Here is a 24,620-nt window from a genome sequence, read left to right on the forward strand (position 1 = left end):
ATGGCACCACAAGAGATGTGGCAGAGCCCGATCTCCCCGGGACTATCCTGGTATCAGGCAACGGTCGGCGAGCGGCCCACCTATCCCGCGCTCGACGGCTCGAGGACATGCGACGTCGCCATCGTCGGGGGCGGCTATACCGGATTGCAGGCCGCCTATAATCTCGCCAGGTCAGGCGTTTCGGTCATCCTGATCGAGGCCTACCGCTTCGGCGACGGGGCGTCGGGGCGCAATGGCGGCCAGCTCGGCACCGGCCAGCGATGGTGGCCGGAAGAACTCGAGGAAAAGATCGGCTACCAACGCTCGAAGGCGCTGTTCGATGTCGCCGAGACGGCCAAGCGCCATCTCCTCGATTTCGCAAGAGAGCATCAGATCGAGATCGACTTCGTGCCCGGCCAGCTCAACGTCGCGCACAAGGCGAGCTACGAACGCGACTATCGTCAGAATGCCGAGATCGCCGCGCAGCGCTACGACTATCCGCACATCAGCTTCATGGACAAGAACGAGACGCAGGAAAGGCTCGGCTCGAAGCGCTTCCACTGCGGCGTGCGCGATGTCGGCACCGGACATATCCACCCGCTGAAGCTGCTAATCGGCCTCGCGCGGGTCGCCGCCAATGCGGGTGCTGCCATCTTCGAGATGACCAAGGCAACAGCGATTCGTCAGGGCGGCGGCAAGGTGACGATCGAAACCGAGAGAGGGACGATCACCGCCGACCGCGCGCTGATCGCCTGCAACGGCCATATCGGCAATCTGGAGCCGGTGACGGCAAGCCATGTCATGCCGATCCGCTCCTTCATCGGCGCGACCATCCCGCTCGACCGGCATCCCGATGTGCTGCCGGGAGGCGAGGCCGTTGCCGATTCGCGCTTCGTCGTGCGCTACTTCCGCAAATTCGAAGGCCGCCTGCTGTTCGGCGGGCGCGAGGCCTATACGGCAGACAATCCGCGAGACATTTCGCAGCATATCCGCAGGCAGATCAGCGAGATCTATCCTGCCCTGAAAGACATCGAAATCACCCATGCCTGGGGCGGTTCGGTCGGCATCACCATGCCGCGCGAACTCTTCGTGCGCGAGGTCATGCCCGGCGTCACCTCGATCGGCGGTTATTCCGGCCATGGCGTCATGCTGTCAAACTATTGTGGCAAGCTTTACGCGGAAGCGGTACTTGGCAAATCCGGCGATCTCGACCTGTTCAAATCGCTCGATATTCCAGCCTTTCCGGGCGGGGCCCGCATGCGGGCGCCTCTACTTTTCCTTGCCTTGTCGTGGTTTGCGCTTCGCGACAAGTTTTAGTCCGCTTGCGGATTTCCTCTCAGGGAAATTCGCTCTAAAACCGGTGCCTGACAGATTCATTGCACTGCACACTGGCTTTTTTAAATCGATTAGATTAAAAGGGCCGTCAACCAGCCTGATTGAGAGACAAGCTCATGAGCAGCCAGATCATTCCCGTTGAGCCTTTTGATTACGTCGTCTTCGGCGGCAGCGGCGACCTTGCCGAGCGCAAGTTGCTGCCGGCCCTCTATCACCGTCAGATCGAAGGCCAGTTCGGCGAACCGACCCGCGTGATCGGCGCCTCGCGCAGCCCGCTGACGCATGAGGAATACCGCAAGTTCGCCCGCGACGCGCTCAAGGAACACCTGAAGAAGGGCGAGTATGACGACGCTGAAGTGGAAAAATTCTGCGCCCGTCTCTACTACGTCTCCGTCGATGCGCGTACAGATACCGGCTGGGATCAGCTGAAGAAGCTGCTCGATGAGAGCAAGGATCGCGTGCGCGCCTTTTACCTCGCGGTCGCGCCAGGCATTTTCGGCGACATCGCCCAGAAGATTCACGACCACAAGCTCATCACCAAGTCGACCCGCATCGTCGTCGAAAAGCCGATCGGCCGCGATCTGGCGTCTGCCTTGCAGCTCAACGACAATATCGGCCGCGCTTTCAAGGAAGAGCAGATTTTCCGCATCGATCACTATCTCGGCAAGGAAACGGTGCAGAACCTGATGGCGCTGCGCTTTGCCAACGCGCTTTATGAGCCGCTGTGGAACGCCAACTATATCGACCATGTGCAGATCACCGTTGCCGAAGCCGTCGGCCTCGAAGGGCGCGCCGGCTATTACGATACTGCCGGCGCCCTGCGCGACATGGTGCAGAACCACATCCTGCAGCTCCTCTGCCTAACGGCGATGGAAGTGCCCTCCTCGATGGATTCGGAAGCCGTCCGCGACGAAAAGCTGAAGGTGCTGCGGGCGCTGAAGCCGCTCGACGCCTCCAATGTCGAGCAGGCGACGGTGCGCGGCCAGTATCGCGCCGGCGCATCGGGCAGCGGCCCGGTCAAAGGCTATCTCGAAGAGCTCGAAGGCGGCGTCTCCAACACCGAGACCTTCGTCGCCATCAAGGCCGAGATCAACAACTGGCGTTGGGCGGGCGTTCCCTTCTACATCAGAACCGGCAAGCGCCTTGCCGGCCGCGTTTCGGAAATCGTCATCACCTTCAAATCGATCCCGCATGCGATCTTCGACCAGGCCGCCGGCCGCATCAGCCAGAACCAGCTGATCATCCGCCTGCAGCCGGATGAAGGCGTCAAGCAGTCGCTGATGATCAAGGATCCGGGCCCGGGCGGCATGCGGCTGCGCAATGTTTCGCTCGACATGAGCTTCGCCCAGGCTTTCAATGTCCGCAATCCCGACGCCTACGAGCGTCTGCTGATGGACGTGATCCGCTCCAACCAGACCCTGTTCATGCGCCGCGACGAAGTCGAAGCCGCATGGAAATGGGTCGATCCGATCCTCAAGGGTTGGGAAACGACCGGCCAGCAGGTGCAGGGCTATACGGCCGGCACCTGGGGCCCGAGCCAGGCCATCGCACTGATCGAGCGTGACGGCCGCACCTGGCACGACAACATCTAGGAAGACATCGATGGCATCGACCCTGCATTCCTTCGCCAGTGCCGCAGACCTCGCCGACAGTCTCGCCGATAAGGTCGCTAACACACTTTCGGCGGCGATCGCCGCCCGCGGAGCGGCCTCCATCGCCGTTTCCGGCGGCTCGACGCCGAAAGTCTTCTTCCAGGTGCTGTCGACGCGCGACATCGCCTGGGACAAGGTGACGATCACCCTCGTCGACGAACGCTTCGTGCCGGCCGACAATGCGCGCTCGAACCACCTGCTGGTCGATGCCAATCTTCTTCAGAACAAGGCCAAAGCGGCCCGTTTCGTGCCGCTCTACCAGCCGGCGGCTTCCGTCGAGGAGGCAGCAAGGCTTGCAACGGCGAAAAGCGCCGAGATCGGCATCCCTTTCGATGTCGTCATCCTCGGCATGGGCGGAGACGGCCATACGGCGTCGTTCTTCCCCGGCGGCAGCAATCTGCGCCTCGCGCTCGATGCGCAGACGCCGCGCGGCATCATCACCATGGAAGCGGAAGGAGCCGGCGAGCCACGCCTGACATTCACCTTCTCCGCTCTCGAAGATGCCAAACTTCTCATTCTCCATATTGAGGGCGAAGGCAAAAAAGACGTTCTCGCCAAGGCGGAAGGCAGCGGTGACGAGGCAGAAATGCCGATCCGCGCCGTTCTGCGCCGGGCCACTTCCCCGGTCGAGATCTACTGGGCTCCCTGACACGGCCCGACAGGCCGCCGGAACCAGCGAACAGACAGAGACGAACCAGAACAAGGCAGGGATTTTCCATGTCCGCTCACGCACGCATTGCTGCGATCACGAACCGTATTGTCGAACGCTCGAAGCCGACCCGCGAGCGCTATCTGGAACGCCTGCGCGCCGCAGCGTCCCAAGGTGTCCAGCGCTCGGTACTCGGCTGCGCCAATCTCGCCCATGGCTTCGCAGTCTGTTCCCCCGCCGAGAAGGACGCGCTCGCCGGCGACCGCATTCCCAATCTCGGCATCATCACCGCCTATAACGATATGCTCTCGGCCCATCAGCCGTTCGAGACCTACCCCGCGATCATCCGCGAGGCGGCCGCCGAGGCCGGCGGCGTCGCCCAGGTGGCCGGCGGCGTGCCCGCCATGTGCGACGGCGTCACCCAGGGGCAGCCGGGCATGGAGCTCTCGCTCTTCTCGCGCGACCTGATCGCCATGGCCGCCGGCGTCGGCCTCTCGCACAACATGTTCGATGCCGCCCTCTTTCTCGGCGTCTGCGACAAGATCGTGCCGGGCCTCGTCATCGCCGCCCTCTCCTTCGGGCATCTGCCGTCGATCTTCGTTCCGGCCGGTCCGATGACGACGGGCCTGCCCAACGACGAGAAGTCGCGCGTGCGCCAGCTTTTTGCCGAGGGCAAGGTCGGCCGCGCCGAGCTCCTGGAGGCGGAATCGAAATCCTATCACGGCCCCGGCACCTGCACCTTTTACGGCACGGCCAATTCCAACCAGATGCTGATGGAGATCATGGGCTTCCACATGCCGGGCTCCTCCTTCATCAATCCCGGCACGCCGCTGCGCGAAGCGCTGACGCGCGAAGCCGCCAAGCGGGCGCTGGCGATCACCGCGCTCGGCAACGAGTTCACGCCGGCGGGCGAGATGATCGACGAGCGCTCGATCGTCAACGGCGTCGTCGGCCTGCATGCGACCGGCGGTTCGACCAACCACACGCTGCACCTCGTCGCCATGGCGCGGGCAGCCGGCATCCAGCTCACCTGGCAGGACATCGCCGAGCTTTCGGAAGTCGTGCCGCTGCTTGCGCGCGTCTATCCGAACGGACTTGCCGACGTGAACCATTTCCAGGCGGCCGGCGGCATGGGCTTCCTCATCAAGGAGCTCCTGAAGCAAGGCCTGGTGCATGACGACGTGCGCACGGTCTTTGGCCAGGGTCTAGAAGCCTATACGGTCGATGCCCGTCTCGGCGAAAACAGCACCGTGCTCCGCGAGCCGTCGCCGGAAAAGAGCCATGATCCGAAGGTGCTCTCCAGCATCGAGACGCCTTTCCAGGCGAATGGCGGATTGAAGATGCTGCGCGGCAATCTCGGCAAGGCGGTCATCAAGATCTCCGCCGTCAAGCCGGAGCGCCATGTCATCGAGGCGCCGGCGATCGTCTTCCACAGCCAGCAGGAACTGCAGGACGCCTTCAAGGAAGGCAAGCTCAACCGCGATTTCGTCGCGGTCGTGCGCTTCCAGGGACCGAAGGCGAACGGCATGCCGGAACTGCACAAGCTGACGCCGCCGCTCGGCGTGCTGCAGGACCGCGGCTTCCGCGTGGCGCTTCTGACCGACGGGCGCATGTCCGGCGCATCCGGCAAGGTGCCGGCGGCGATCCACGTCACCCCGGAAGCGGTCGATGGCGGCCCGATCGCCCGCATCAAGAACGGCGACATCATTCGCCTGGACGCGATCAAGGGAACGCTGGAAGTGCTGGTCGATGCGGCCGACATGGCCGAGCGCGAACCGGTGACCGTCGATCTCTCCGACAATGAATTCGGCATGGGCCGCGAGCTCTTCGCGCCGTTCCGCCGCGCCGTCGGCGCCTCGGATCAGGGGGCCAGCGTTCTCTTCCACTGAACGCGACCAACGCAAACAAGCAAAAACCCGCGAGGCGCGAAGCGTCCCGCGGGTTTTCTTTATTGTCAGTCCGGCTGTCCGTCAGGCGCGGATATCGAGGACGTAATCCTTGTGCGCCGGGTGCGTGCTGTAGACGAAGATCTTGTTCAGCTCCTTCTGCGTCAACAGGCGCAGGAAACGGACTTCGATCGTGTTGTTGGCATTCACCTTCATCAGCAGGCAGCCGACCTTGGTGATGCGCGCATCCGGAATATCCAGATAGAACTGCTTCGGCAGGCTGAACTGGGTCAGAATGGCGAGCGTCGCGCTACTCATCGAAATACGGACGATGTCGCAGCGGCGCGACGCCGCGTGCATGACGCCCTTTTCCGTATATTCGATGCGCGCGGCATTCATTGTGTCCTCCATTTTGAACCGCGCTTCGCGGTCATACATGAAGGATTCTTCCTTGCTCAGGAAATGAGACTTTGGCTGTGACGGATTGGAAGCGGCCACGTGCTTATCCCCCTCATAAATTGACTGGGAAAAGGTAGCAGCCGATCTTTAACAGAAAGTGATAATTCGCTCCGCCAAGTATAATTCCCGGGATTATTACCCCAAAAATGGCTCGCTCATTTCCTGTAAGTGTGGCCGCTCGCGTCGAAGAGATGCAGTTTCTGCCGGTCGGCGGCAAACCGCATCTTCTGGCCCTTGTGGACATCGTAGATGCCGGGCAGCTTGACGACGATCGGCTCGCCGGGGACAAGACCTTCGATGTAAAGCAGCGTCACTTCGCCGAGCGCCTCGACGATCGAGACCTCGCCCTCGAAAACATAGTCGGCGCCGTCGGCGATCCTCAGATCCTCGGGACGGACGCCGAAGCTCGCCTGCTTGCCCTTCTCGGAGGTGTCGGTCGCGATATCGAGCGTCACCGACATGCCGCCGGTCAGCGTCACGGTCGTCTCATTGCCGGTTGCAGTGATCGTCGCGGGGATGATGTTCATGGCCGGCGAACCGATGAATTTCGCGACGAAGAGGTTGGCGGGGCGCTCGTAAAGCTCCAGCGGCGCGCCGACCTGCTCGATATTGCCGGCGGAGAGGACGACGATGCGGTCGGCGAGTGTCATCGCCTCGACCTGATCGTGGGTGACGTAGATCATCGTCGTATCGGCCATCTGCTCGTTGAGGCGGGCGATCTCGATGCGGGTCGCGACGCGCAGCGCGGCATCGAGGTTCGACAGCGGCTCGTCGAACAGGAAGACCTTCGGATCGCGGCAGATGGCGCGGCCAATCGCCACGCGCTGGCGCTGGCCGCCGGAAAGCGCCTTCGGCAGGCGGTCGAGATATTTGGTCAGCTGTAGGCTCTCGGCCGCCGCACGGACGCGGCGGTCGATCTCCTGCTTGCTTTCGCCGGCGATCTTCATGCCGAAGGCCATGTTGTCGTAGACGGTCATGTGCGGGTAGAGCGCGTAGGACTGGAAGACCATGGCGATGCCGCGCTTGGAGGGCGGCACGTCGTTGACGAGCTGGCCGTCGATATACATCTCGCCGCCGGTGATCGCCTCGAGACCGGCGATCATGCGCAGAAGCGTGGATTTGCCGCAGCCGGACGGACCGACGAAGACGATGAATTCGCCTTGCTTGATATCGAGGTCGATGCCGTGGAGAACGTCCACGGAACCGTAGGATTTGCGAATATCCTTCAGCGTCAGTCCAGTCATTTCTCTCTCCCCTCCTGATCCTTAGGCGAGACGGGCGAAATACGCCCCCCAGGCCGGAATATCGATCTTGTCGCCATAGTTGTTGCTGGTAAAGCCATGGCCCGTCAATGCCTGCCATTCACCGGCAGGCAGCGTGACGCCCGTTTCGGCCGGGCTCATGTTGAAGATGCAGAGCAGCTTCTCATCGCCATATTCGCGGGTGAAGACCAGAGTCTCGCCCTGCACCTCCTCGAATTCGATCTCGCCCTTGGCAAAGGCCGGGTGAAGCTTGCGGAAGGCGATGAAGCGGCGGTAGTGCTCGAGCACGGAAGTCTCGTCGCCCTGCTGGACGTTGACGGCGCGCAGGATGTGTTCGACCGGCACCGGCAGCCAGGGCTTGACGGTTGAGAAGCCGCCCTGGGCGACGTGGCTGTCCCAGACCATCGGCGTGCGGCAGCCGTCGCGGCCCTTGAATTCCGGCCAGAACTGGATGCCGTAGGGATCCTGCAGATCCTGATAGGCGAGATCGGCCTCCGTCAGCGCCAGTTCCTCGCCCTGATAGAGGCAGACCGAGCCGCGCAGCGTCAAAAGCAGCGAGGCATAGAGCTTGGCGAAAGCGTCGTGATCGGCAACCAGTCCGCCCCAGCGGCTGACATGGCGCACGACGTCGTGGTTGGAGAAGGCCCAGCAGGCCCAGCCATCGGGTGCGGCGGCTTCGAAATCCCGCATCACCTCCTCGACGCGCTCCGGCGTCAGCGGATCGGGCGCCAGGAATTCGAAGGCGTAGCACATGTGCATCTTGTCGTTGCCGGACGTGTATTCGCCGACGATTTCCAGCCCGCGCTGGCTATCGCCCACCTCGCCGACGGCGGCAATCGCCGGGTATTCCTCGAGAACGGCGCGGAAGCGCTTGAGGAAGGCAAGATTCTCCGGGCGGTTCTTGTCGTAGATATGCTCCTGGAAATTATAGGGATTGACCGCCGGCGCGGTCGAGGCGTTGCGCCTTTCGGGGGCAAGCGCCGGGTTGTCGCGCAGGAGCGGGTCGTGGAAATAGAAATTGATGGTGTCGAGGCGGAAGCCGTCGACGCCTCGGTTGAGCCAGAAGCGTACGACGTCGAGCAGACGGTCCTGCACCTCGGGATTATGCAGGTTCATGTCCGGCTGCGAGGTCAGGAAATTATGCAGGTAATATTGCATGCGCGTCGGATCCCACGCCCATGCCGAGCCACCGAAGATCGAGAGCCAATTGTTCGGCGGCGTGCCGTCCGGCTTGGCATCGGCCCAGACATACCAGTCGGCCTTGGCGTTGGTCTTGCTGGAGCGGCTCTGGACGAACCAGGGGTGCTGATCCGAGCTGTGGGAGATGACGAGGTCGATCATCACCCGGATGCCGAGGCGATGGGCTTCCGATATCAGCGTGTCGAAATCCACCAGCGTGCCGAAAATCGAATCGACGTTCTCATAATCGGAAACGTCGTAGCCGAAATCCCGCATCGGCGAGGTGAAGAAGGGCGAGATCCAGATCGCATCGGCGCCGAGGCTTGCCACATGCGGCAGGCGGGCGGTGATGCCCTTCAGGTCGCCGATGCCGTCGCCGTTCGAATCCTGGTAGGAACGCGGGTAGATCTGATAGATCACCGCGCCGCGCCACCAGTCCTTATCGGCGGTCAAGATCGATTGGGGAGCCACGTTCATGGAATATCCTGTCTGAAGTCACGTTCGGGAATGATCAGCCTCCCTTGACCGAGCCCGCCAGCAGACCGCGCACCAGATAACGCTGCAGCCCGAAGAAGACGAGCAGCGGCACGACGATGGTGACGAAGGCTGACGCCGTCAAAATCTCCCAGTTGCCGCCGCGCGAGCCGAGCAGCGCGTTCAGGCTGCCGGTCAGCACGATGTGGTCCTTGTCGGTGCCGAGGAAGACCATGGCGACGAGCAGGTCGTTCCACACCCACAGGAACTGGAAGATGGCGAAGGAGGCGAGCGCCGGGAAGGACAAAGGCAAAACGATGCGGGTGAAGATCTCGAAATCGCTCGCGCCGTCGACGCGGGCGGATTCGATGATCTCCTTCGGCAGGCCGGCGATATAGGCCCGCAGGAGAAAGATGGCGAGCGGCATGCCGAAGGCGGTATGGGCAAGCCAGATGCCGGGATAGGTCTTCGACGGCTGGCCGAGCATGTTGCCGACTTCGTTATAGAGACGCAGCAGCGGGATCAGCGACATCTGCAGCGGCACGACGATGAGGCCGACGACGAGCGCAATCAGCAGCGCCCGGCCGGGAAACTCCATCCAGCTCAAGGCATAGGCGGCGAAGGCGGCAATCAGGATCGGGATGATCGTCGCCGGGATCGTCACCGTCAGCGAATTGATGAAGGATTGGCCGATGCCTTCGCCTCTCAGAACCGTATTGTAGTTCTGCGTCGTGAATTCGGGCGGCGCCGAGACGGAAACGTAGATGCGCCGCGGCCGCTCGTCAGGCGAAAAGGCGGCGTTCTTCATGTAGCGATAGCTGCCGTCGCTGTTGATCTGCAGCGTTTCGCCGTCGCCGAGATCGGCGGTCGTGCCGGCATCGTAGGCGGCCGGCTGCTGCACGCGGTTGCCGAAGGCTTTCACGGAACGGCCGGTCTGTCCTTCCAGCACATTGCCCGAAATGACGTAGTTGGCGCCTTCCTGCTGTTGCTGGTCAGGCGTGCCCAGGCGCACTGCAACGGTCTGCGTCGAGCCGACGAAGGACGTCCACCAGCCGGACACGACGATCTGGTCCTTGTCGCGCAGCGCGCTGACGAAGATGCCGAGCGTCGGGATGAGCCAGACGATGACGATCAAGAGAACCGCAAGGTGAACGAAGAGCCGGGCGGGGCCGATCTTGAAGTAGCTTCCGACAGCGGTCATCTCAATGGCCCTTCAGTTCGCGGTTGGCACGGCGCACGTTCCAGATCATGATCGGCGTGACGGCGAGCATGATGATGATGGCGATGACGGCGCTTCGGCCGGAATCGCCGCCGCCGCGGAACATCCAGTCGAACATCAGGTTCGCCAGCACCATCGTCTGCCATTGGCCGTTGGTCATGGTCAGCACGATGTCGAAGACCTTGAGGACGAGGATGGTGATCGTCGTCCAGACGACGGCGATGGTGCCCCAGACCTGCGGCACCATAATGCGCCAGAAGATCTGCCAGCCATTGGCGCCGTCGATGACGGCGGCCTCGATCGTCTCCTCGGGAATGCCGCGCAGAGCGGCCGACAGGATGACCATGGCGAACCCGGTCTGAATCCAGATCAGGATGACCATCAGGAAGAAATTGTTCCAGAAGGGAACCGAGATCCACACTTCAGGCGTGCCGCCGAACAGCTGGACGATGGCATTCAGCAGGCCGATCTGGACATCGTTGCCGCCGCGATATTCATAAATGAATTTCCAGATGACCGAGGCGCCGACGAAGGAGATCGCCATCGGCATGAAGACGATGCTCTTGGCGATATTGCCCCACCAGATGCGGTCGGTCATCACGGCGATGACGAGGCCGAAGAAGGTGCAGGCGGCCGGCACGACGGCGAGCCAGAGGATGTTGTTGAAGATCGACTGACGGAATTCGCGGTCGCCGATCGCCCATTTGTAATTGGCGAGGCCGACGAACTGCAGGCCGGCGCGATCGTAGAAGGACAGGATGAAGGTCGCGACGACGGGATAGACGAGATAAACGAAGAGCAAGAAGAGCGCCGGGCCGAGAAACAGCCACGGCCGGATGACTGCACGGCGATTGAGATTGCGCGATGCGGTGCGAATGTCACCGTCCTTTACCGGCAGCGCCAGGTCCAGGATCTTGTTCGAAAAATAGAAATAGGCCGAGCACGCGAAAACGGCGACGACCACGACGCCCAAAGCGGACACTATCTGCGACAGCATTACGTCCCTCCCCTGCTTCCCCTGATCTTATTCCGACCGGTTTATTCTGACGGGTCAGCGCCGGTCATCGTCAATAAGCCTGCCCCACTTGACCACAGTATCCTCGGATGGCCGGACTCTTTTGAATCCGGCCACTCATGCAGACCATGCCGCCGGCAAGCCGGCGGCATAATTCCGGAAGATTACTTGATGCCGTCCCAGGCGCTCTGGATTTCGCCAGCGGCCTCTTCTGCGGACTTGCCGCCGACGAAATCGACCATGCCCGTCCAGAAGGCGCCGGCGCCGATCTTGCCCGGCATCAGGTCGGAACCGTCGAAGCGGAAGGTGGTGGCGGAGGTCAGAATCTCTCCTTCCTTCTTCATCTGCGGATTGGCGTAAGCCTCGGTGCTGACACCCTTGTAAGGCGTCAGGAAGCTCGACTGCGCCATCCAGACCTCATGCGCGATCGGCGTCTTGAGGAAGTCGATGAAGGCGCGGGCGGCCTTCGAGTCCTTGGCGATCGAGACGAGCGTGCCGGCGCCCAGAACCGGCTTGCCGAGTTCGGGATGCGACGCATAGGTCGGCATGTAGAAGAAGTCGGCATCCTGGCCGAGCTTCGTGCCCTCCGGGAAGAAGGACGGGATGAACGAGGCCTGGTGGTGCATGTAGCACTTCGGCGGAACGGCGAAGAGGCCCTTCGGGCTGTCGCGGAAGTCGGTCGAGGCCACAGCCGCGACACCGCCATCGACGTATTTCTCATTCTTGGCAAACTTGCCGAATTCGTCGATCGCGGCAACGACGGCCGGATCGGTGAATTTCAGCTCGTTCGTCGTCCACTTGTCGTAGGCTTCCGGCGGCTGCATGCGCAGCATGATGTCTTCGACCCAGTCGGTCGCCGGCCAGCCGGTGGCGCCGCCGGAACCGAGGCCGATGCACCAGGGAACCCCGCCGTCCTTGACGATCTGATCGGTCAGGGCGTGCAGCTCTTCCATGGTCGTCGGAATCTTGTAGCCGGCTTCCTCGAAATTCTCCGGTACATACCAGACGAGCGACTTCACATCGGCCTTGTAGGGGAAGGCATAGAAGGATTCCTTGCCGTCCTTGCCCTTGTAGGTGCCGTAACCGACCCAGCTGTCGCCGGCGCCGTAATTATCCTTGATCCACTTGGAATTGTCGTCGCCGAGCGGCGTCAGGAAACCCTTGCCGGCGAGATCGGCAAGAAGGCCCGGCTGCGGCAGAATGGCGATGTTCGGCGGCGAGCCTGCCTGGGTGTCGATGACGATCTGCTGTTCGTAGTTTTCGGACGAGGAGTATTTGGCTTCGATGCCGGTCGCTTCGGTGAAATAGGCGAGAACGCTCATGAAGAACGCCTCGTCCTCGCCGCGCCACGGCCCGAAGATCGTCAGCGGCTGGCCCTTCAGATCGGCATGGGCAGCCTTGAATTCGTCATAGCTCTTCCAGTTGAACTTGGCATCCTGCCCGGGCGCAAATTTCAGATCGGCCGCGGACGCAGCACCAGCAAAAAGCGCCGCCACGGCAACGCCCATCAAAAACGTCTTCTTCATGTGATCAACCTCCCATCACAATCCCAACCGCGCCAAATTCCTTCAAAGGGAAATTTCAAAGCGCTTTGACAACCAACTCATTCCATTTTCGGTGGAACGGAGTCAAGTCATTTTGCGAAAACTCGCCATAGGCATGCGGATTGCGCAGCCACGCTGCGTCAATTGGGGAATATGGAGCGATTTTTCTTGAGTCAAGCACACTAAATGCTACATAATTGAAAGCGCTTTGGATGCCGCGGGGAGGTGGCCCGCCTTTTCAGACGGCGCCAGAGCGGGCCGGGAGGAAGCATAGCAGGTGAATCTCAAACAGCTATCGCAATTGCTGGGGCTGTCGCAGACGACGGTGAGCAGAGCGCTCAACGGCTATCCCGAGGTCAACGAAGCGACCCGGGAGCGCGTGCTCCAAGCTGTCAAGGAAACCGGATACCGGCCGAACAAGGCGGCGCAGCGGCTTGCGACCGGCAAGGCAGGTTCGATCGGTCTCGTCATGCCGACGGCGCCCGGCCATCAATCCGACGTGCATTTCGGCGAATTCCTGGCCGGCCTCGGCGAGGAGTCCGTCCGCCACGACTTCCATTTCGTCATCATGCCGTCCGACCCCGATGACGAGGTGGCGGCGCTGCGGCGCCTTGCGATCAGCGGCAATGTCGATGCGTTGTTCGTCGCCTATATGCGCGGCCACGATCCGCGCATTCCCATGCTGAAATCGCTCTCCATGCCCTATGTCGTGCACGGCCGCTCTTTCGGATCCGAGCCGGACTATCCCTTCCTCGACATCGACAATGAGGGAGCGTTTTACGATGCAACGCGGCTGTTGCTGCAGCTTGGCCATACGCGCTTTGCGCTGATGAACGGGCCGATGCATCTGGATTTCGCCATTCGCAGGAAGAACGGCGTCATATCAGCCCTTGCCGAACGCGGCCTCACCCTCGACGAGGACTGCATGAGCCATGCTTTGATGACCGACGAACAGGGCCTCTTGGCGATGGAGCGGTTCCTGCAACTGCCGAACCGGCCAACCGCCATCCTCTGCTCCAGCACGGTGCTGGCGCTCGGTGCGATCCGCGCGGTCAACCAAGCGGGACTGCGCCTCGGCGAGGATATCTCTCTGATCGCCCACGACGACGTGCTGCCGCTCTTAAAGCCCGAGAGCTTCTCGGTGCCGCTGACGACGACACGCTCTTCGTTGCGGGCGGCGGGCGCGCGCATCGCCCAGCGGCTGATCGGCACCGTGAAGCAGGCCGGGCCCTTCCCCGACCAGGAGCTCTGGAAGACCGAGCTGATCGTCAGGGCTTCGACCGGCCCTGCCCCGCAGCAGCTCTAAAGCGCGTCGCGATCTTTCAGATTCGCTCCTCGCGCTTTAGCCCTTTGCTTTTACGCATGTCGTTTGCGGCAAAAGCGCTTAGCGCTTTGCCTGGCAAAACCGCCGCACACTTTTGCGCGACATGCTTTAATCAGAACTGCGGCGGCGTCTGCCCCGCGGCGCGATGGGCGGCGATGACCGTATTGGCCATCAGCATGGCGATGGTCATCGGGCCGACGCCGCCGGGAACCGGGGTAATGGTGCTCGCGACTTCGGAGACTTCGAGGAAGGCAACGTCGCCGACGAGCCGGGTCTTGCCCTCGCCCTTGTCGGGAGCGGCCACGCGGTTGATGCCTACGTCGATGACCGTCGCGCCCGGCTTGACCCAATCCGCTTTGACCATCTCCGGCCGGCCGACGGCGGCAACCAGAATATCGGCGTTGCGGCAGACCTCGGCGAGGTTCTTGGTCCTGGAGTGAGCGATCGTCACCGTCGCATTGGCGTTGAGCAGCAATTGCGCCATCGGCTTGCCGAACAGATTGGAGCGGCCGATGACCACGGCGTTGAGGCCGGAGAGGTCCTCGCCATGGGTGCGGCGGACGAAGACCATGGCGCCGGCCGGCGTGCAGGAAACCAATCCGGTCTTCAGATCGCCCGTGGCGAGCTTGCCGGCATTGACGACGCTCAGGCCGTCGACGTCCTTTTCCGGCAGGATCGACTGGATGATCGGCTCGCTGTCGAGTGGCTTCGGCAGCGGCAGTTGCACCAGAATGCCATGGATCGACGGATCGGTGTTGAGCGTGGCGACGAGGGCTGCGAGCTCCTCCTGGCTGGTCTCGGCCGGCAGCGTGTGCTGGACGGATTTGAAGCCGCATTCCTTGGCCATGCGGCTCTTGGAGCCGACATAAGCATGGCTTGCCGGATCGTCGCCGACGATGATGACCGCAAGACCGGTGGTCACGCCGCTGCTTTTTTCCAGCGCCGACGTTGCACTCTTGACCGTCTGAATCACGGATGCAGCTACGTTCTTGCCATCGATTACTGTCGTCACGCGTCTCTCCGCCTTGTTTCGCGCCAATCTATGGATGTTCGGCGGGCGCCAATTGCCCGCTAACGCCCTATCCTGTCCGAAAGAGGCAAGGCAATATCAAACTTGCAAGGAAATGTTCGTTCAGTGCTGCGCTTCGCGCGCATGAATACGAAGCCGGTCGCGCAGGCCGGAGATCTCGGAGCGCAGTACGTCCATTTCATCGACCGGCGCAGAGGACTGCACGGGCACCGACGGCGCGGCGTGCGGCCGGGACACCGGCTGATCCTCCCGTGCGGGATCGACGGCTGGCCTACGGCGCCACAGCAGGAATGCCGCGCCAAGGCCTATCGCAAGGCCCGCCGCGGCACCGACCAGCAAGCGGAAGGTCAGACCATCGGTTCGCGACACTGCGGTCGCGAACGCCGGCTTCAGGAGAACGATGCGACCATCGGCGGCCGTTCCCGTCGCTGCGGACGTTGCCTCCTCCAGACGCGAGCGCGCGGCATTCGCCTTTTCTCGCAGCTCGGTCAGGCGTGGCAAATCGACGCCCGTATCCCGGCTCTGGGCGATCAGCGTGTTGCGGCGGTCATTCAGGGCCTTGCGGGCATCGACAGCGGCCTTGGCGGCCGTGTTGGCGGCCTGGGCAAGACGGGTGAGCTCCTTGCTCATATTCTCCTTCAGACCATCGGCTTCGGTCTGCTGCTGCAGCAGGCGCGGATGGCGCGGGCCAAGCTCGGCGGAAAGCTGCGCCAGCGTCGTCTTGGCCACGGCATATTTGTCGCGCAAGTCCTGCAGCGCCGGCGAAAGCATATCGGAGGGCAACGAACCGGCGAGCACTTCGGCAAGCTTTGCGGCCTTCAGCCGATCGGCCTGCGCCTTCGCTGTCAGGATGTTCTGCTCAGCCTCTTTCAGATCGGCATCGAGCCCGTCGATCTGACGGCGGAGGTCGATCGCCACCTTGACATTGCCTTCGCCGCTTTTTGCCGTGAAGGTGGCAAGCTCGGCCTTGGCATCGTCATAGGCCTTGCGCAAGGCGGCATCGGTCTCCGCGTTGCCGCTTCGCCCGTCGCCGCCGGCGGCTTCGGCAAGCCTTGCGGCGATGCGCGTGGATTTGCCGCCGTCGCCGGTCGTCACCCTCACGAGGATCGTGCCGGCCGCCGCATCGGGCAGGATCTCGACCGCGTGCTTCAGCGCGGCCTCGGCCCGGGAGGCAGGATCGGCGGCAGCGCCCGTGGCCGACAGGAGATCGAGTGCGACGCCGAGCGCATTGGCGCTGGAGCCGGCAAACTCGGGATCGTGATCGAGCTTCAGGGCGGCGACCGTCGAAGAAACCGTCCGTGCCGACAGCAGCCCCTTTGCGGCAGCCTCGGTGAAGGCGGCGCGGCTTGCGGCATCCGTCTTTATCGCAAGCGTCGTCTCGGCACGGTAGAGCGCCGGGGGAGCCGGCATCAGCGCCGGCAGGCCTGCACCGAGAGCCGTTGCGGCGGCGAGCATCACCGCCAGACCAAAGCGTCCCCCGCGGCGTTGCGGCGCTGTGGCGCGCAGTTCGGCCGGTTCTTGATAAATTTCAGCAGGCGGTTCGATTGAGATCATCGGCTCGCCGGCCAGCGCGTCATGGCGCGCAGGCCCCGACGGAAGATGATGGCCGACATCGTTGGCGGCACGCAGGCGATTGCCGAGAATGGTTTCGATGCGGTCGACCAGCGGCGCCGTGCGCGCTGCCCTTGCGCGTTGCTCCTCGAGGGCGCGGCCGATGGCGCGCAGCAATTCCGCCTCAGGCGGCGCGACAGCCGGCCCGTTCGATCCGGGCGATCGATAAAGATCGTCGGCGGCGCGCCGGCCCGCGGCGGCGCGATCGTGGAAGCTGCTTCTCGCCCTGATATCGTACATTGCGCCACATCTCATGCACATGATGGCCGAGTTCGCTCATCCGCACGACATGCAGATGATTAAGCTACTCTAAATATTCATGGCAAAGAAATGGTTAACCGCAGCGGCAAGAAACGATAGCGCCGCGCATCTTTTCGAGGCACGGAAGGAAACCGCGGCAATTGATGACAATCAGCTCGCCTTCTTGTGATCCAGCCGCGGCTGCTGCTGCGGTGCGCTGGTCTGCTCTTCCGGATAGCTGAGAATTCTCTCGCGCCGGCGGAAGCGGTATCGCAGCACGTGGAAGAGGAAGACCGGGATGCCGATGATGTAGCGGCGCCAGAGGCGCGCCGGTTCCTGTATCAGGCGATAGGCCCATTCCATGCGCATCATCCGCACCGTCTTCGGGGCGCGCGGAACAGCGCCGGAGACGAAGTCGAAGAGCGCGCCCACCGTCAGCACCAGGCGCGCATGATCGGCGCGGATATTGTCGTGAACCCATTTCTCCTGCAGCGGCGTTCCCATGCCGACGATCAGGATATCGAGCTTCTGGCGCTCGATCTCCTCGATGACCGGGCCGGAATTGACCTTGTCGAAATAGCCGTCGGAAACGACGACGAACTCGTGCCAGGGCGTGTGCTTGCGGAAGTTTTCTGCTGCCGCCTCGACGACCGAACGCGTGCCGCCGATGAGACCGATACGGCGCGGAGCCTCCATGAAGGTGAGGAAGGCCGGCACGAAATCGGTGCCGTTCAGATTGGCGGGAAACGGCCCGCCATGGGCGATCTGCGACGCGATGTTGAGGCCGATGCCGTCAGGCAGGACCAGATTGTGCGACATGATCCGATAATATTCGTCGTCGCGCAGCGCCGTCAGCATATTGTGGGCGTTGACGAAGCAAACCACGGTCTGGCCGACCGGAATGGAAGCCAACTCGTTGATGAAAACGAGGGCATCATCCCAGCCGAGATCGCATACCGGCAGATCGAAAATCGTCCGCCGCGATGCGAGCACCGCGAAGTTTGCAATCAGATTCATTCCAACCTCCTGCCGAGGGTGCGTCATGCGCCCGATATCCCGGAAAACAAGCCCATACTTCCGCACCGGAGGTCTCGAAAGGACCGGTCGCGTTACGCCGGGAGGGCGTCGCCCCCGATCACGGGAAGGCAGCGCAGACCAAGCTGTGATGCTTGGTATAACAGGACGGTTTCAAACAACCCTTAGGAAAATTCTTCGGATTTCCATGCTCGCATAAGTGGTTTGTTAACCACGCGCGCCAACGCAAAACGGCGCCCTTCGGCGCCGCCTTTTCATCGATGATCGATGAGGTCTCAATGCGCGGCTGCTGCCGGCGCTTCCGCGGCCGGCGCGGCCTCGACGATCTTGACGGGACTGCCGACCTTCGACGGCTTGCCGGCGGCACCCTGCTTGACGTCCTCCTTGGAGAGGTAGTCGAGCTGCTCAAGCATCACTTCGGCGACATATTCGCCACCGAGGCGCTCGTTCATGCCCTTCTTGACCGCCTCGCGGAAGGCCTGCGGGTCGAAGGATTTGACGTGGGCGATATCGACCATCTTGTTGCCGACGAGCAGGCTGAAAAGCTCGTCCGTCGTCATCTCGGTCAAAGGCAGCGTCACGCCTTTCAGCATTTCCTTGTTCATCATGAAGGAAACGCGGCCGAGGAAGTAACCGGTGACAGCACCGTCGCCGATGATCGGAACCGTGATCGTTTCACCCTTGACCAGCTCGAGCGCGCTCTGCTTGGAATCCGTTGCCACAGGCGCCGGCGCGGTCGCCAGGTACACCGAAAAATAAACGGAAGCCAAGGTAATGGCGCAGACCCAGACACCGGTGAGGACGAGCTTGATCATCAGTTTCCACGCGCGGCGAATTGTTCCTGGGAATAGGTGCCGTCAGCATCGGCATCCTGAACCGCATTCTTCAGAAGGTCGGCCACGGCGCGAACCGCTTCGAGATGCGCCTCGACACGGCGGGCATTGAGAACCAGCTTCTTCTTCAGGCCGTGCAGCTGATCGAGATGGGCGGCGGCGAGCTCGGCCGGATCGGTGTCGCGGAAAAGCATCGACAGCTCATAGAGGCAGCGGCTCTTGTGCGCGTTGGAGACCTTGAGATCGAACTGCGGGTCGCTGCCGATCCGAGTGTTCTCATTGTCGATGATCATTTCGAGGCGTCCGAGAACGGATTTGATCCTGTATTCGTTCGAAACTATTTCCATTGTACCCTCGGTTATGCGTCGCTTGCGTTCTTGGCTTCGGCGGTCGGCGTGCCAAAGGTCTTGCGCTGGAAGTCGTCGATCATGCCGAGCGCGGTGTTGCGGTCGTCATTATCGGTCGAGGCATTGACGATCTTGCCCTCCTGCCGGCGCAAGAGCTCGCCGTACATCTGCTTGGCGATGCCGATGCCGTCACCCTTGGCCATGGTGTTGCCGAGCTGTTCGGCCATCATGCCCTTCCAGATGTCGCCGGTCGCGCCCTTGCCATAGACGTCTTCGCTTTCGCTCGGCAGCATGGACTTGACGAAATTCTGCAGAACCATGGCCTCGAACTTCCGGTAGCTTTCCGGAACCTCCTCGGTCTTGATGCGATTCTGGATGTTGGAGAGACCGCTCTTCTGGCCGATATGGTCGAGAACGTCGACCGTATTGGAGAAGCCCTTGCCATTCTCGGCCAGGCTCGTGGCGGCAAAGGCCGCGCGGTTTGCCTTCAATTTTTCCTGGGCCACCTGAACCTCCATGGGGTCGGCAGCTTTGACAACGTCCAGGACCAGATCACTGGGGGGCGAAATAGCCACGTTACAATCCTCTAAATTAAGATCGTAACGACTATGGTTTTTGAAGCTTGCTGGAGGCTGGCGTTGCGAATTGCTGATCGATCACATCATAGACGGCATTGTCGTCGGCCTCGCGGCGCTCGACCTCCAGCGCCTCTTTCATGCCTTCTTCCAGACGATCGCCCTTGGCGCGCTCGCGGGTCAGCCGCATCTCATGGACCTGCTGCATGCCGGTCAGCTGCTGATCCTTGATGGTGAGCCTGCCGAATCGGTCGGCATAATTCTGCGAGAAGGCGTGGTGGACCGGGTCCATCGAACCGAGAGCGACGATGACATCGTCCATCGCGGCATTGACCTCGACGCGCTGGCGGCTGGTTTCGGCCAGGTCGTTCTCCGCCATCCTCTCGATATGCCGCTGTACCGACAACAGACGCTTGAGTTTTTGGGAGCGGCTCTTCTCGATCATATCAGCCTCATCGCCCGATATAGATCGAATCAAAGGCCTGGCCGAACTGGCTGACCAGCGCCGCGACCGAGACATAAAACAGGAAGAGCCCGCCCATCAACAAATAGGGCGTGGAAATGAAATAGACCGGGATCTGCGGCGCCAGCTTGTTGATGAAGCCGATCGAGACGTTGAAGATCAGGCCGTAGATCAGGAAGGGGCTCGACAGCCGCAGCATGATGTAGGTCGTCTGTTCCAACGTGTCGGTGAAGGAGATCAACGTCGCGCGCATCTGCATCAGGCCGCCGAACGGCATGGTCGTGTAGGAATCGATCAACGCGCGGAAGACGATGTGATGAAAATCCATGATGAAGAGAATCATGATGCCGGCAAAGGTGATGAAGGCCGAAAGGCTGGTCTCCGGCGTGTCTTCGATGATGTCGGCGGAACCCGGCTGGGTATAGCCGACCATCATGGCGATGATGGAGGCGGCAAACTGCATGCCGAGCGTGTAGATCCTCGCCAGCATGCCGTACATCACGCCGATCAGCGTCTCGCTGAAGATCAGGCCGATATAGGTCCCCGCCCCCGTGTGGATTGCCGGGTAGACCGTGTCCCAGAGCAACGGCATGACGGCGATCGAGAGAGCGCCCGCAATGAAGACGCGCAGCTGTTCGGGCACGCGCGCCGAGGAAAAACCCGGAAGAGCCAGGACACAGCCGCCGATCCGGCAGAAAACCAGAAACAGCGCGAGAACGGTCCCTTGCGGGTCTGTTATCATGAAATAGAGCCCAAAATCTTTATCTCGATGCCCTTGGCCAGCTCGACATGCGACAGGACCGGCAGCGTAGCGAACAGCCGTTCGATGATCATGCGCACATAGGAGCGTGTTTCGGGCGACGTGACAAGTGCGAATGGCAGGCCTCGATCCATGAACTCACGGATAACTTTGGTGGCCTGCTCGCTGAACTCTTCCAGGCTGCGGGGATCGATGTCGAATTCGATCACCTCGCCCTTGGCGTCGCGCTTCAGCGCCTGATGGAAAGCGAGATCCCACTTGCTGCCGAGCCTCAGCACGCGCAACACGCCGTTGTCGGCGAGATCGCCGCAAAGCTGCTGGGCCATGCGGATACGGACGTGCTCGACGATCTGCTCGGTCTTCCTGACATGCGGGGCGAGCTCGGCCACCGCTTCGAGAATGAGATGCAGGTTGCGGATCGAGACCCGTTCGGCAAGCAGCAGCTTCAGCACCGCCTGCAGGCCGGAATAAGACATGTGCGACGAGCAGATTTCGTCGGCGAGCTTCTTGTATTCGGGATCGAGGCGATCGATCAGCACCTTGACGTCCTTATAGGACAGGAGCTGCGGCAGGTTGTTGCGGATGACCTCGCTCATATGCGTCAGCACGACAGAAACGTTGTCGATCGGCTGGAAGCCTTCGCGTTTCAGATCGTCGGCGAAGTTTTCGAGGATCGAGACGGCAGGCATGCCGAAAGCGGGTTCGCGAATTTCGTCGCCCGGAATGCTCGGCCGGCGGCCCGCGCCTGTGACAACGAGAACTTCGCCGACGCGCAGCAGGTTCGAGGCCACCGTCGTGCCGTGAATGCGGATCTGGTAGGACTTCTCGGCGATGCCGATGTCGTCGGTGACCTTGATCTCGGGCACGACGAAGCCGTATTGCGTGGCGAACTTCTTGCGCATCTTGCCGACACGGAAGGCGAGTTCCTGATGGGCGCCGAGCAGGCGGGTCGAGACCATCTTGCCGAGCGCGAGTTCGATCTCGGAGGTGCGCAGCACCGATTTGACCGAGTCCTTTTCCAGCTCCTTGCTCTGTACGACCTTTTTCTCCTCCTGTTCGCGGCGCAGCTTGTTTTCAGCCTCGACCTGGCGCGGGATGAACCAGGCGCCGAAGGCGAGGAGACTGCCGAGAACGACGAAGGGGACGAACGGCAGGCCCGGCATCAGGGCCAGAACGAACATCAGCACGGCCGAAACCGAGAGCGCGCGCGGATAGCCGCTCAACTGGTTGACGACCGCCTGGTCGGTGGAGCCGGTGGTGCCGCCGCGGGAAACGAGAAGGCCGGCTGCGAGCGAGACGATGAGGGCCGGCATCTGCGAGACGAGGCCGTCGCCGACGGAGAGCTTGACGAAAACGTCGGCAGCTTCGCCGATCGGCATGCCGTGGCGGAAATAGCCGATGATGATGCCGCCGAAAACGTTGATGGCGGTGATGATGAGACCTGCGACGGCATCGCCGCGTACGAACTTCGACGCACCGTCCATCGCACCGAAGAAGGAGCTTTCCTCTTCGAGCTCCCTGCGCCGGCGCTGGGCTTCCTTCTCGTCGATGATGCCGGCCGAGAGATCGGCGTCGATCGACATCTGCTTGCCAGGAATGGCATCGAGAGTGAAGCGCGCGCCGACTTCGGCGATACGCGTGGCGCCCTTGGTGATGACGATGAAGTTGATGGTGATGAGAATCAGGAAGACGATCAGACCGATGACGAAGTCGCCGGACATGACAAGGCTTGCAAAACCGGCGATGACGCCACCCGCCGCATCGTGGCCCTCGTTGCCGTGGGACAGGATGACGCGTGTCGTGGCGATGTTCAGCGCCAGCCGGGTCATCGTCGCGATCAGCAGAATGGTCGGAAAGGACGAGAAATCGAGCGGCTTCTGGATCCACAGCGCCACCATCAGGATCAGCACCGAAAAGGCGATCGAGAAGGCCAGTCCCATATCGATCAGGAACGGCGGGATCGGCAGGAAGAGAATGCAGATGATGACGATGATGCCGAGGGCAAAACCGACATCGCGCAGGCTCGGGGCGACTTTCGGAAGGGGGAGTGCGGGTGGTTGCGCCATGACGATTCCGTCTCTTCATGAGAGGAGGCGAACATGAAGTTCGCCCAATTCGGATCGAGAATTAAATGGCGAAGCTTGCGCGAAAGTGGCTCAGAAACCCGATTGAATGCGCGAGAAGACGAGATTGGTGAAAATCGAGATCTGCGAGCCGACGAAAGGGGCGGTAACGCCGACGGTGATGAGCACGGCGACGATCTTCGGCACGAAGGTCAGCGTCGCTTCCTGCACCTGGGTCAGCGCCTGGATCAACGCAATGACGAGACCCACCACCATCGCAGCGATGACCGCGGGACCAGCGGCGATCAGGACGGTCCAGATCGCGGCCTGAAACAGATCCAATGCATCAGCTTCATTCATCGGAAGGCAACCTCATATCGCCTTGAAACGGCCCCGCCATTGCCGGGCCGCGTTGGTTGGCATCAACAGGCGCGTCGCATCACGAGCTGCTGCTCGGCGCCTCGTCGGCAATGGTGATTCCCGCCTGCACGAGTATCTTACCGCCATTGGTGGTCGTCGCAATGATGCCGTCGGAATAAACCTTCACGGAATCGATGACGCCCTTGACGGTGCCATCGGCGCTTTCCATGTACTTGCCGACATAGCTGCTCGCCTGGGTGAGGCTCGAGCTCGCCAGAAGCGTGTCCAGCTTGCTGTTGGTCTGGATCGTCTGCTCGACCTGCGAGAAGCTTGCAAGCTGTGACATCTGCTCGCTGGCATCCATCGGATCGGTCGGATCCTGGTTCTTCATCTGCGCGATAAGCAGCTGAAGGAAGTTGTCGTAGTTCAGCGTCGCCTTTTTCTGAGCCGAACTCGTGGTATTCGTCGTCGAACTCGTGTTGTTCACGTTCGATGTTGCATCTACCGCCATGGTGCGATCTCCCTGCGGATCTGCTCGACCATCGTCGGCGGCAGTTCGTGGTTGTTGAGGATATTGTCTTCGATGGCGTAGAGACCGCGGATCGCCTTCAACGCGTCGAAAGCGCGGCCAGTCGAGACGAGTGCGTCGATGCGCTTCAATTCGGCGAGGATTTCCTCGTTCTTGAAGCAGGTGAGCAGCATGGTGATCGACTTGCGGAACATCGCCGTCGAGTGGTCCTTGCCCTCGGGATTGATGAGGATCATCTGCGCGATGAAGTAGAGCTGGCGCAGCGGCGTCGTTGCGCCTTCCGGCTGCAGGACGTGGTTTTCGAGAAGGAACGTCACATCATTCAGGAATTCCAGCGCGACCTTGCGGTCGACACGCAGGACGGCGCCGTTGATGAAGATTCTTTCTCCGGCTTTCAGAGAAATGCGAAGTGTGCTTTTCATTTAAGTCCATCCCTGATGATGGTGGTAACGTCGATGATGCCCTGGTAGTTATTAGTCAGACGTTTTCTGATCCTGTCGCATTCCTTCAAGATCCAGATCGCAATCGAGATGAGGTTGGCCCTGAGCTCGATCTCCAGCTGGTTGTCGGGATGTTTCAGATCCTCGATGAAGCTGATCCATACGCGTCGCGTATAAAACAGGGCTTCAATGGCTTCCCGCCCGTATTTTTCCTTGTCGCGCGCCAACGACAGCAGTTCTATGGACCGGTCAAGAACCTGCCATTCCCGCTCTTTCGCGTCGGCCACCGAGTCTTGCATGACTTCGGCATATGAGAACTGATACATTCATGCATCCTTCTTTATATTGCGCGCCTTT

24 protein-coding genes are annotated in these 24,620 nt (G+C 61.6%); 5 read left to right on the forward strand and 19 right to left on the reverse strand.

Translation table 11 applies throughout. The features are described from left to right. From ATY77_RS21930 to edd, 4 genes are all read left to right on the forward strand, one after another. Positions 1-1,296, forward strand: coding sequence for an FAD-binding oxidoreductase (locus tag ATY77_RS21930; protein WP_088688825.1), 1,296 nt, complete (start codon positions 1-3; stop codon positions 1,294-1,296). A 134-nt stretch (positions 1,297-1,430) separates the two neighbouring features. Continuing rightward, entirely contained in the window at positions 1,431-2,906 is a 1,476-nt protein-coding gene (zwf, locus tag ATY77_RS21935; RefSeq protein ID WP_088688826.1) for a glucose-6-phosphate dehydrogenase, read from the forward strand. Positions 2,907-2,916: 10 nt separating this feature from the next. After that, entirely contained in the window at positions 2,917-3,615 is a 699-nt protein-coding gene (gene pgl, locus ATY77_RS21940; protein ID WP_088688827.1) for a 6-phosphogluconolactonase, read from the forward strand. Between the two features lie 68 nt (positions 3,616-3,683). Continuing rightward, positions 3,684-5,504, forward strand: a complete 1,821-nt coding sequence (edd, locus tag ATY77_RS21945) for a phosphogluconate dehydratase (RefSeq protein ID WP_088688828.1) — start codon at positions 3,684-3,686, stop codon at positions 5,502-5,504. Between the two features lie 81 nt (positions 5,505-5,585). Here the strand turns inward: edd and ATY77_RS21950 are convergent, their stop codons facing one another. The 6 genes from ATY77_RS21950 to ATY77_RS21975 form a co-directional block, all read right to left on the reverse strand. Continuing rightward, entirely contained in the window at positions 5,586-5,939 is a 354-nt protein-coding gene (locus ATY77_RS21950; RefSeq protein ID WP_020920408.1) for a hypothetical protein, read from the reverse strand. 176 nt (positions 5,940-6,115) lie between these two features. Further along, positions 6,116-7,204: a sn-glycerol-3-phosphate ABC transporter ATP-binding protein UgpC gene (gene ugpC, locus ATY77_RS21955; RefSeq protein ID WP_088688829.1), complete on the reverse strand. Its 1,089-nt coding sequence runs from the start codon at positions 7,202-7,204 to the stop codon at positions 6,116-6,118. A 21-nt stretch (positions 7,205-7,225) separates the two neighbouring features. Continuing rightward, entirely contained in the window at positions 7,226-8,878 is a 1,653-nt protein-coding gene (locus ATY77_RS21960; RefSeq protein WP_088688830.1) for an alpha-glucosidase, read from the reverse strand. A 34-nt stretch (positions 8,879-8,912) separates the two neighbouring features. Then, positions 8,913-10,076 (reverse strand): carbohydrate ABC transporter permease, encoded by a 1,164-nt coding sequence (locus tag ATY77_RS21965; protein ID WP_088688831.1) that lies wholly within the window; start codon positions 10,074-10,076, stop codon positions 8,913-8,915. Position 10,077: 1 nt separating this feature from the next. Continuing rightward, on the reverse strand, positions 10,078-11,091 hold the full coding sequence (locus ATY77_RS21970) for a sugar ABC transporter permease (RefSeq protein WP_088688832.1): 1,014 nt from the start codon (positions 11,089-11,091) through the stop codon (positions 10,078-10,080). 182 nt (positions 11,092-11,273) lie between these two features. Next, entirely contained in the window at positions 11,274-12,635 is a 1,362-nt protein-coding gene (locus ATY77_RS21975) for an ABC transporter substrate-binding protein (RefSeq protein ID WP_088688833.1), read from the reverse strand. 295 nt (positions 12,636-12,930) lie between these two features. On the opposite strand from ATY77_RS21975, the gene ATY77_RS21980 reads away from it, so the two are divergent. Continuing rightward, positions 12,931-13,959 (forward strand): substrate-binding domain-containing protein, encoded by a 1,029-nt coding sequence (locus ATY77_RS21980; protein ID WP_088688834.1) that lies wholly within the window; start codon positions 12,931-12,933, stop codon positions 13,957-13,959. Between the two features lie 130 nt (positions 13,960-14,089). On the opposite strand, the gene folD is transcribed toward ATY77_RS21980, so the two are convergent. The 13 genes from folD to flaF form a co-directional block, all read right to left on the reverse strand. Next, the gene (folD, locus tag ATY77_RS21985) at positions 14,090-14,989 is read right to left on the reverse strand and encodes a bifunctional methylenetetrahydrofolate dehydrogenase/methenyltetrahydrofolate cyclohydrolase FolD (protein WP_088688835.1); all 900 of its coding nucleotides are present in this window, start codon (positions 14,987-14,989) and stop codon (positions 14,090-14,092) included. 120 nt (positions 14,990-15,109) lie between these two features. Next, positions 15,110-16,858, reverse strand: coding sequence for a succinoglycan biosynthesis protein exop (locus tag ATY77_RS21990; RefSeq protein ID WP_088688836.1), 1,749 nt, complete (start codon positions 16,856-16,858; stop codon positions 15,110-15,112). Between the two features lie 171 nt (positions 16,859-17,029). Beyond that, positions 17,030-17,875 carry a WecB/TagA/CpsF family glycosyltransferase gene (locus ATY77_RS21995; RefSeq protein WP_088688837.1) on the reverse strand — a complete coding sequence of 282 codons (846 nt, stop codon included), beginning with the start codon at positions 17,873-17,875 and terminating at the stop codon, positions 17,030-17,032. A gap of 293 nt (positions 17,876-18,168) precedes the next feature. Continuing rightward, entirely contained in the window at positions 18,169-18,708 is a 540-nt protein-coding gene (locus ATY77_RS22000) for a hypothetical protein (RefSeq protein ID WP_088688838.1), read from the reverse strand. Beyond that, positions 18,708-19,073, reverse strand: coding sequence for a hypothetical protein (locus ATY77_RS22005; protein WP_003570277.1), 366 nt, complete (start codon positions 19,071-19,073; stop codon positions 18,708-18,710). Before ATY77_RS22005 ends, ATY77_RS22000 begins: the two co-directional genes overlap by 1 nt. An 11-nt stretch (positions 19,074-19,084) precedes the next feature. Continuing rightward, on the reverse strand, positions 19,085-19,648 hold the full coding sequence (locus ATY77_RS22010) for a rod-binding protein (protein ID WP_088688839.1): 564 nt from the start codon (positions 19,646-19,648) through the stop codon (positions 19,085-19,087). A gap of 31 nt (positions 19,649-19,679) precedes the next feature. After that, positions 19,680-20,093 carry a hypothetical protein gene (locus ATY77_RS22015; protein WP_088688840.1) on the reverse strand — a complete coding sequence of 138 codons (414 nt, stop codon included), beginning with the start codon at positions 20,091-20,093 and terminating at the stop codon, positions 19,680-19,682. A 7-nt stretch (positions 20,094-20,100) separates the two neighbouring features. Then, positions 20,101-20,853 carry a flagellar biosynthetic protein FliR gene (gene fliR, locus ATY77_RS22020; RefSeq protein WP_088676869.1) on the reverse strand — a complete coding sequence of 251 codons (753 nt, stop codon included), beginning with the start codon at positions 20,851-20,853 and terminating at the stop codon, positions 20,101-20,103. Continuing rightward, positions 20,850-22,937: a flagellar biosynthesis protein FlhA gene (gene flhA / locus ATY77_RS22025; protein ID WP_088676868.1), complete on the reverse strand. Its 2,088-nt coding sequence runs from the start codon at positions 22,935-22,937 to the stop codon at positions 20,850-20,852. Before flhA ends, fliR begins: the two co-directional genes overlap by 4 nt. 90 nt (positions 22,938-23,027) lie before the next feature. Then, positions 23,028-23,294: a flagellar biosynthesis protein FliQ gene (fliQ, locus tag ATY77_RS22030; protein WP_009992823.1), complete on the reverse strand. Its 267-nt coding sequence runs from the start codon at positions 23,292-23,294 to the stop codon at positions 23,028-23,030. 79 nt (positions 23,295-23,373) lie between these two features. Next, positions 23,374-23,805 (reverse strand): flagellar hook assembly protein FlgD, encoded by a 432-nt coding sequence (gene flgD, locus ATY77_RS22035; RefSeq protein ID WP_088688841.1) that lies wholly within the window; start codon positions 23,803-23,805, stop codon positions 23,374-23,376. Continuing rightward, positions 23,796-24,245 (reverse strand): flagellar biosynthesis repressor FlbT, encoded by a 450-nt coding sequence (flbT, locus tag ATY77_RS22040; RefSeq protein WP_012482697.1) that lies wholly within the window; start codon positions 24,243-24,245, stop codon positions 23,796-23,798. The genes flgD and flbT overlap by 10 nt, the downstream gene beginning before the upstream one ends. Next, the gene (flaF, locus tag ATY77_RS22045) at positions 24,242-24,589 is read right to left on the reverse strand and encodes a flagellar biosynthesis regulator FlaF (RefSeq protein ID WP_088676866.1); all 348 of its coding nucleotides are present in this window, start codon (positions 24,587-24,589) and stop codon (positions 24,242-24,244) included. The genes flbT and flaF overlap by 4 nt, the downstream gene beginning before the upstream one ends. Positions 24,590-24,620 lie beyond the last annotated feature (31 nt).

Source organism: Rhizobium sp. R634 (assembly GCF_002211305.1).
Taxonomy (GTDB): domain Bacteria; phylum Pseudomonadota; class Alphaproteobacteria; order Rhizobiales; family Rhizobiaceae; genus Rhizobium.

Excerpts from the sequence above, each read along its gene's own strand:
- ATY77_RS21930 (WP_088688825.1), top strand. The coding sequence starts at position 1 with ATGGCACCACAAGAGATGTGGCAGAGCCCGATCTCCCCGGGACTATCC.
- pgl (WP_088688827.1), top strand. The coding sequence starts at position 2,917 with ATGGCATCGACCCTGCATTCCTTCGCCAGTGCCGCAGACCTCGCCGAC.
- flaF (WP_088676866.1), bottom strand. The coding sequence starts at position 24,589 with ATGTATCAGTTCTCATATGCCGAAGTCATGCAAGACTCGGTGGCCGAC.
- ATY77_RS21995 (WP_088688837.1), bottom strand. The coding sequence starts at position 17,875 with ATGAATCTGATTGCAAACTTCGCGGTGCTCGCATCGCGGCGGACGATT.
- ATY77_RS21975 (WP_088688833.1), bottom strand. The coding sequence starts at position 12,635 with ATGAAGAAGACGTTTTTGATGGGCGTTGCCGTGGCGGCGCTTTTTGCT.
- edd (WP_088688828.1), top strand. The coding sequence starts at position 3,684 with ATGTCCGCTCACGCACGCATTGCTGCGATCACGAACCGTATTGTCGAA.
- zwf (WP_088688826.1), top strand. The coding sequence starts at position 1,431 with ATGAGCAGCCAGATCATTCCCGTTGAGCCTTTTGATTACGTCGTCTTC.
- ATY77_RS21990 (WP_088688836.1), bottom strand. The coding sequence starts at position 16,858 with ATGTACGATATCAGGGCGAGAAGCAGCTTCCACGATCGCGCCGCCGCG.
- fliQ (WP_009992823.1), bottom strand. The coding sequence starts at position 23,294 with ATGAATGAAGCTGATGCATTGGATCTGTTTCAGGCCGCGATCTGGACC.
- ATY77_RS22000 (WP_088688838.1), bottom strand. The coding sequence starts at position 18,708 with ATGATCAAGCTCGTCCTCACCGGTGTCTGGGTCTGCGCCATTACCTTG.
- flgD (WP_088688841.1), bottom strand. The coding sequence starts at position 23,805 with ATGGCGGTAGATGCAACATCGAACGTGAACAACACGAGTTCGACGACG.
- ATY77_RS21960 (WP_088688830.1), bottom strand. The coding sequence starts at position 8,878 with ATGAACGTGGCTCCCCAATCGATCTTGACCGCCGATAAGGACTGGTGG.
- flbT (WP_012482697.1), bottom strand. The coding sequence starts at position 24,245 with ATGAAAAGCACACTTCGCATTTCTCTGAAAGCCGGAGAAAGAATCTTC.
- ATY77_RS22005 (WP_003570277.1), bottom strand. The coding sequence starts at position 19,073 with ATGGAAATAGTTTCGAACGAATACAGGATCAAATCCGTTCTCGGACGC.
- ATY77_RS22015 (WP_088688840.1), bottom strand. The coding sequence starts at position 20,093 with ATGATCGAGAAGAGCCGCTCCCAAAAACTCAAGCGTCTGTTGTCGGTA.
- flhA (WP_088676868.1), bottom strand. The coding sequence starts at position 22,937 with ATGGCGCAACCACCCGCACTCCCCCTTCCGAAAGTCGCCCCGAGCCTG.
- ATY77_RS21965 (WP_088688831.1), bottom strand. The coding sequence starts at position 10,076 with ATGACCGCTGTCGGAAGCTACTTCAAGATCGGCCCCGCCCGGCTCTTC.
- ATY77_RS21950 (WP_020920408.1), bottom strand. The coding sequence starts at position 5,939 with ATGTATGACCGCGAAGCGCGGTTCAAAATGGAGGACACAATGAATGCC.
- ATY77_RS21970 (WP_088688832.1), bottom strand. The coding sequence starts at position 11,091 with ATGCTGTCGCAGATAGTGTCCGCTTTGGGCGTCGTGGTCGTCGCCGTT.
- fliR (WP_088676869.1), bottom strand. The coding sequence starts at position 20,853 with ATGATAACAGACCCGCAAGGGACCGTTCTCGCGCTGTTTCTGGTTTTC.
- ugpC (WP_088688829.1), bottom strand. The coding sequence starts at position 7,204 with ATGACTGGACTGACGCTGAAGGATATTCGCAAATCCTACGGTTCCGTG.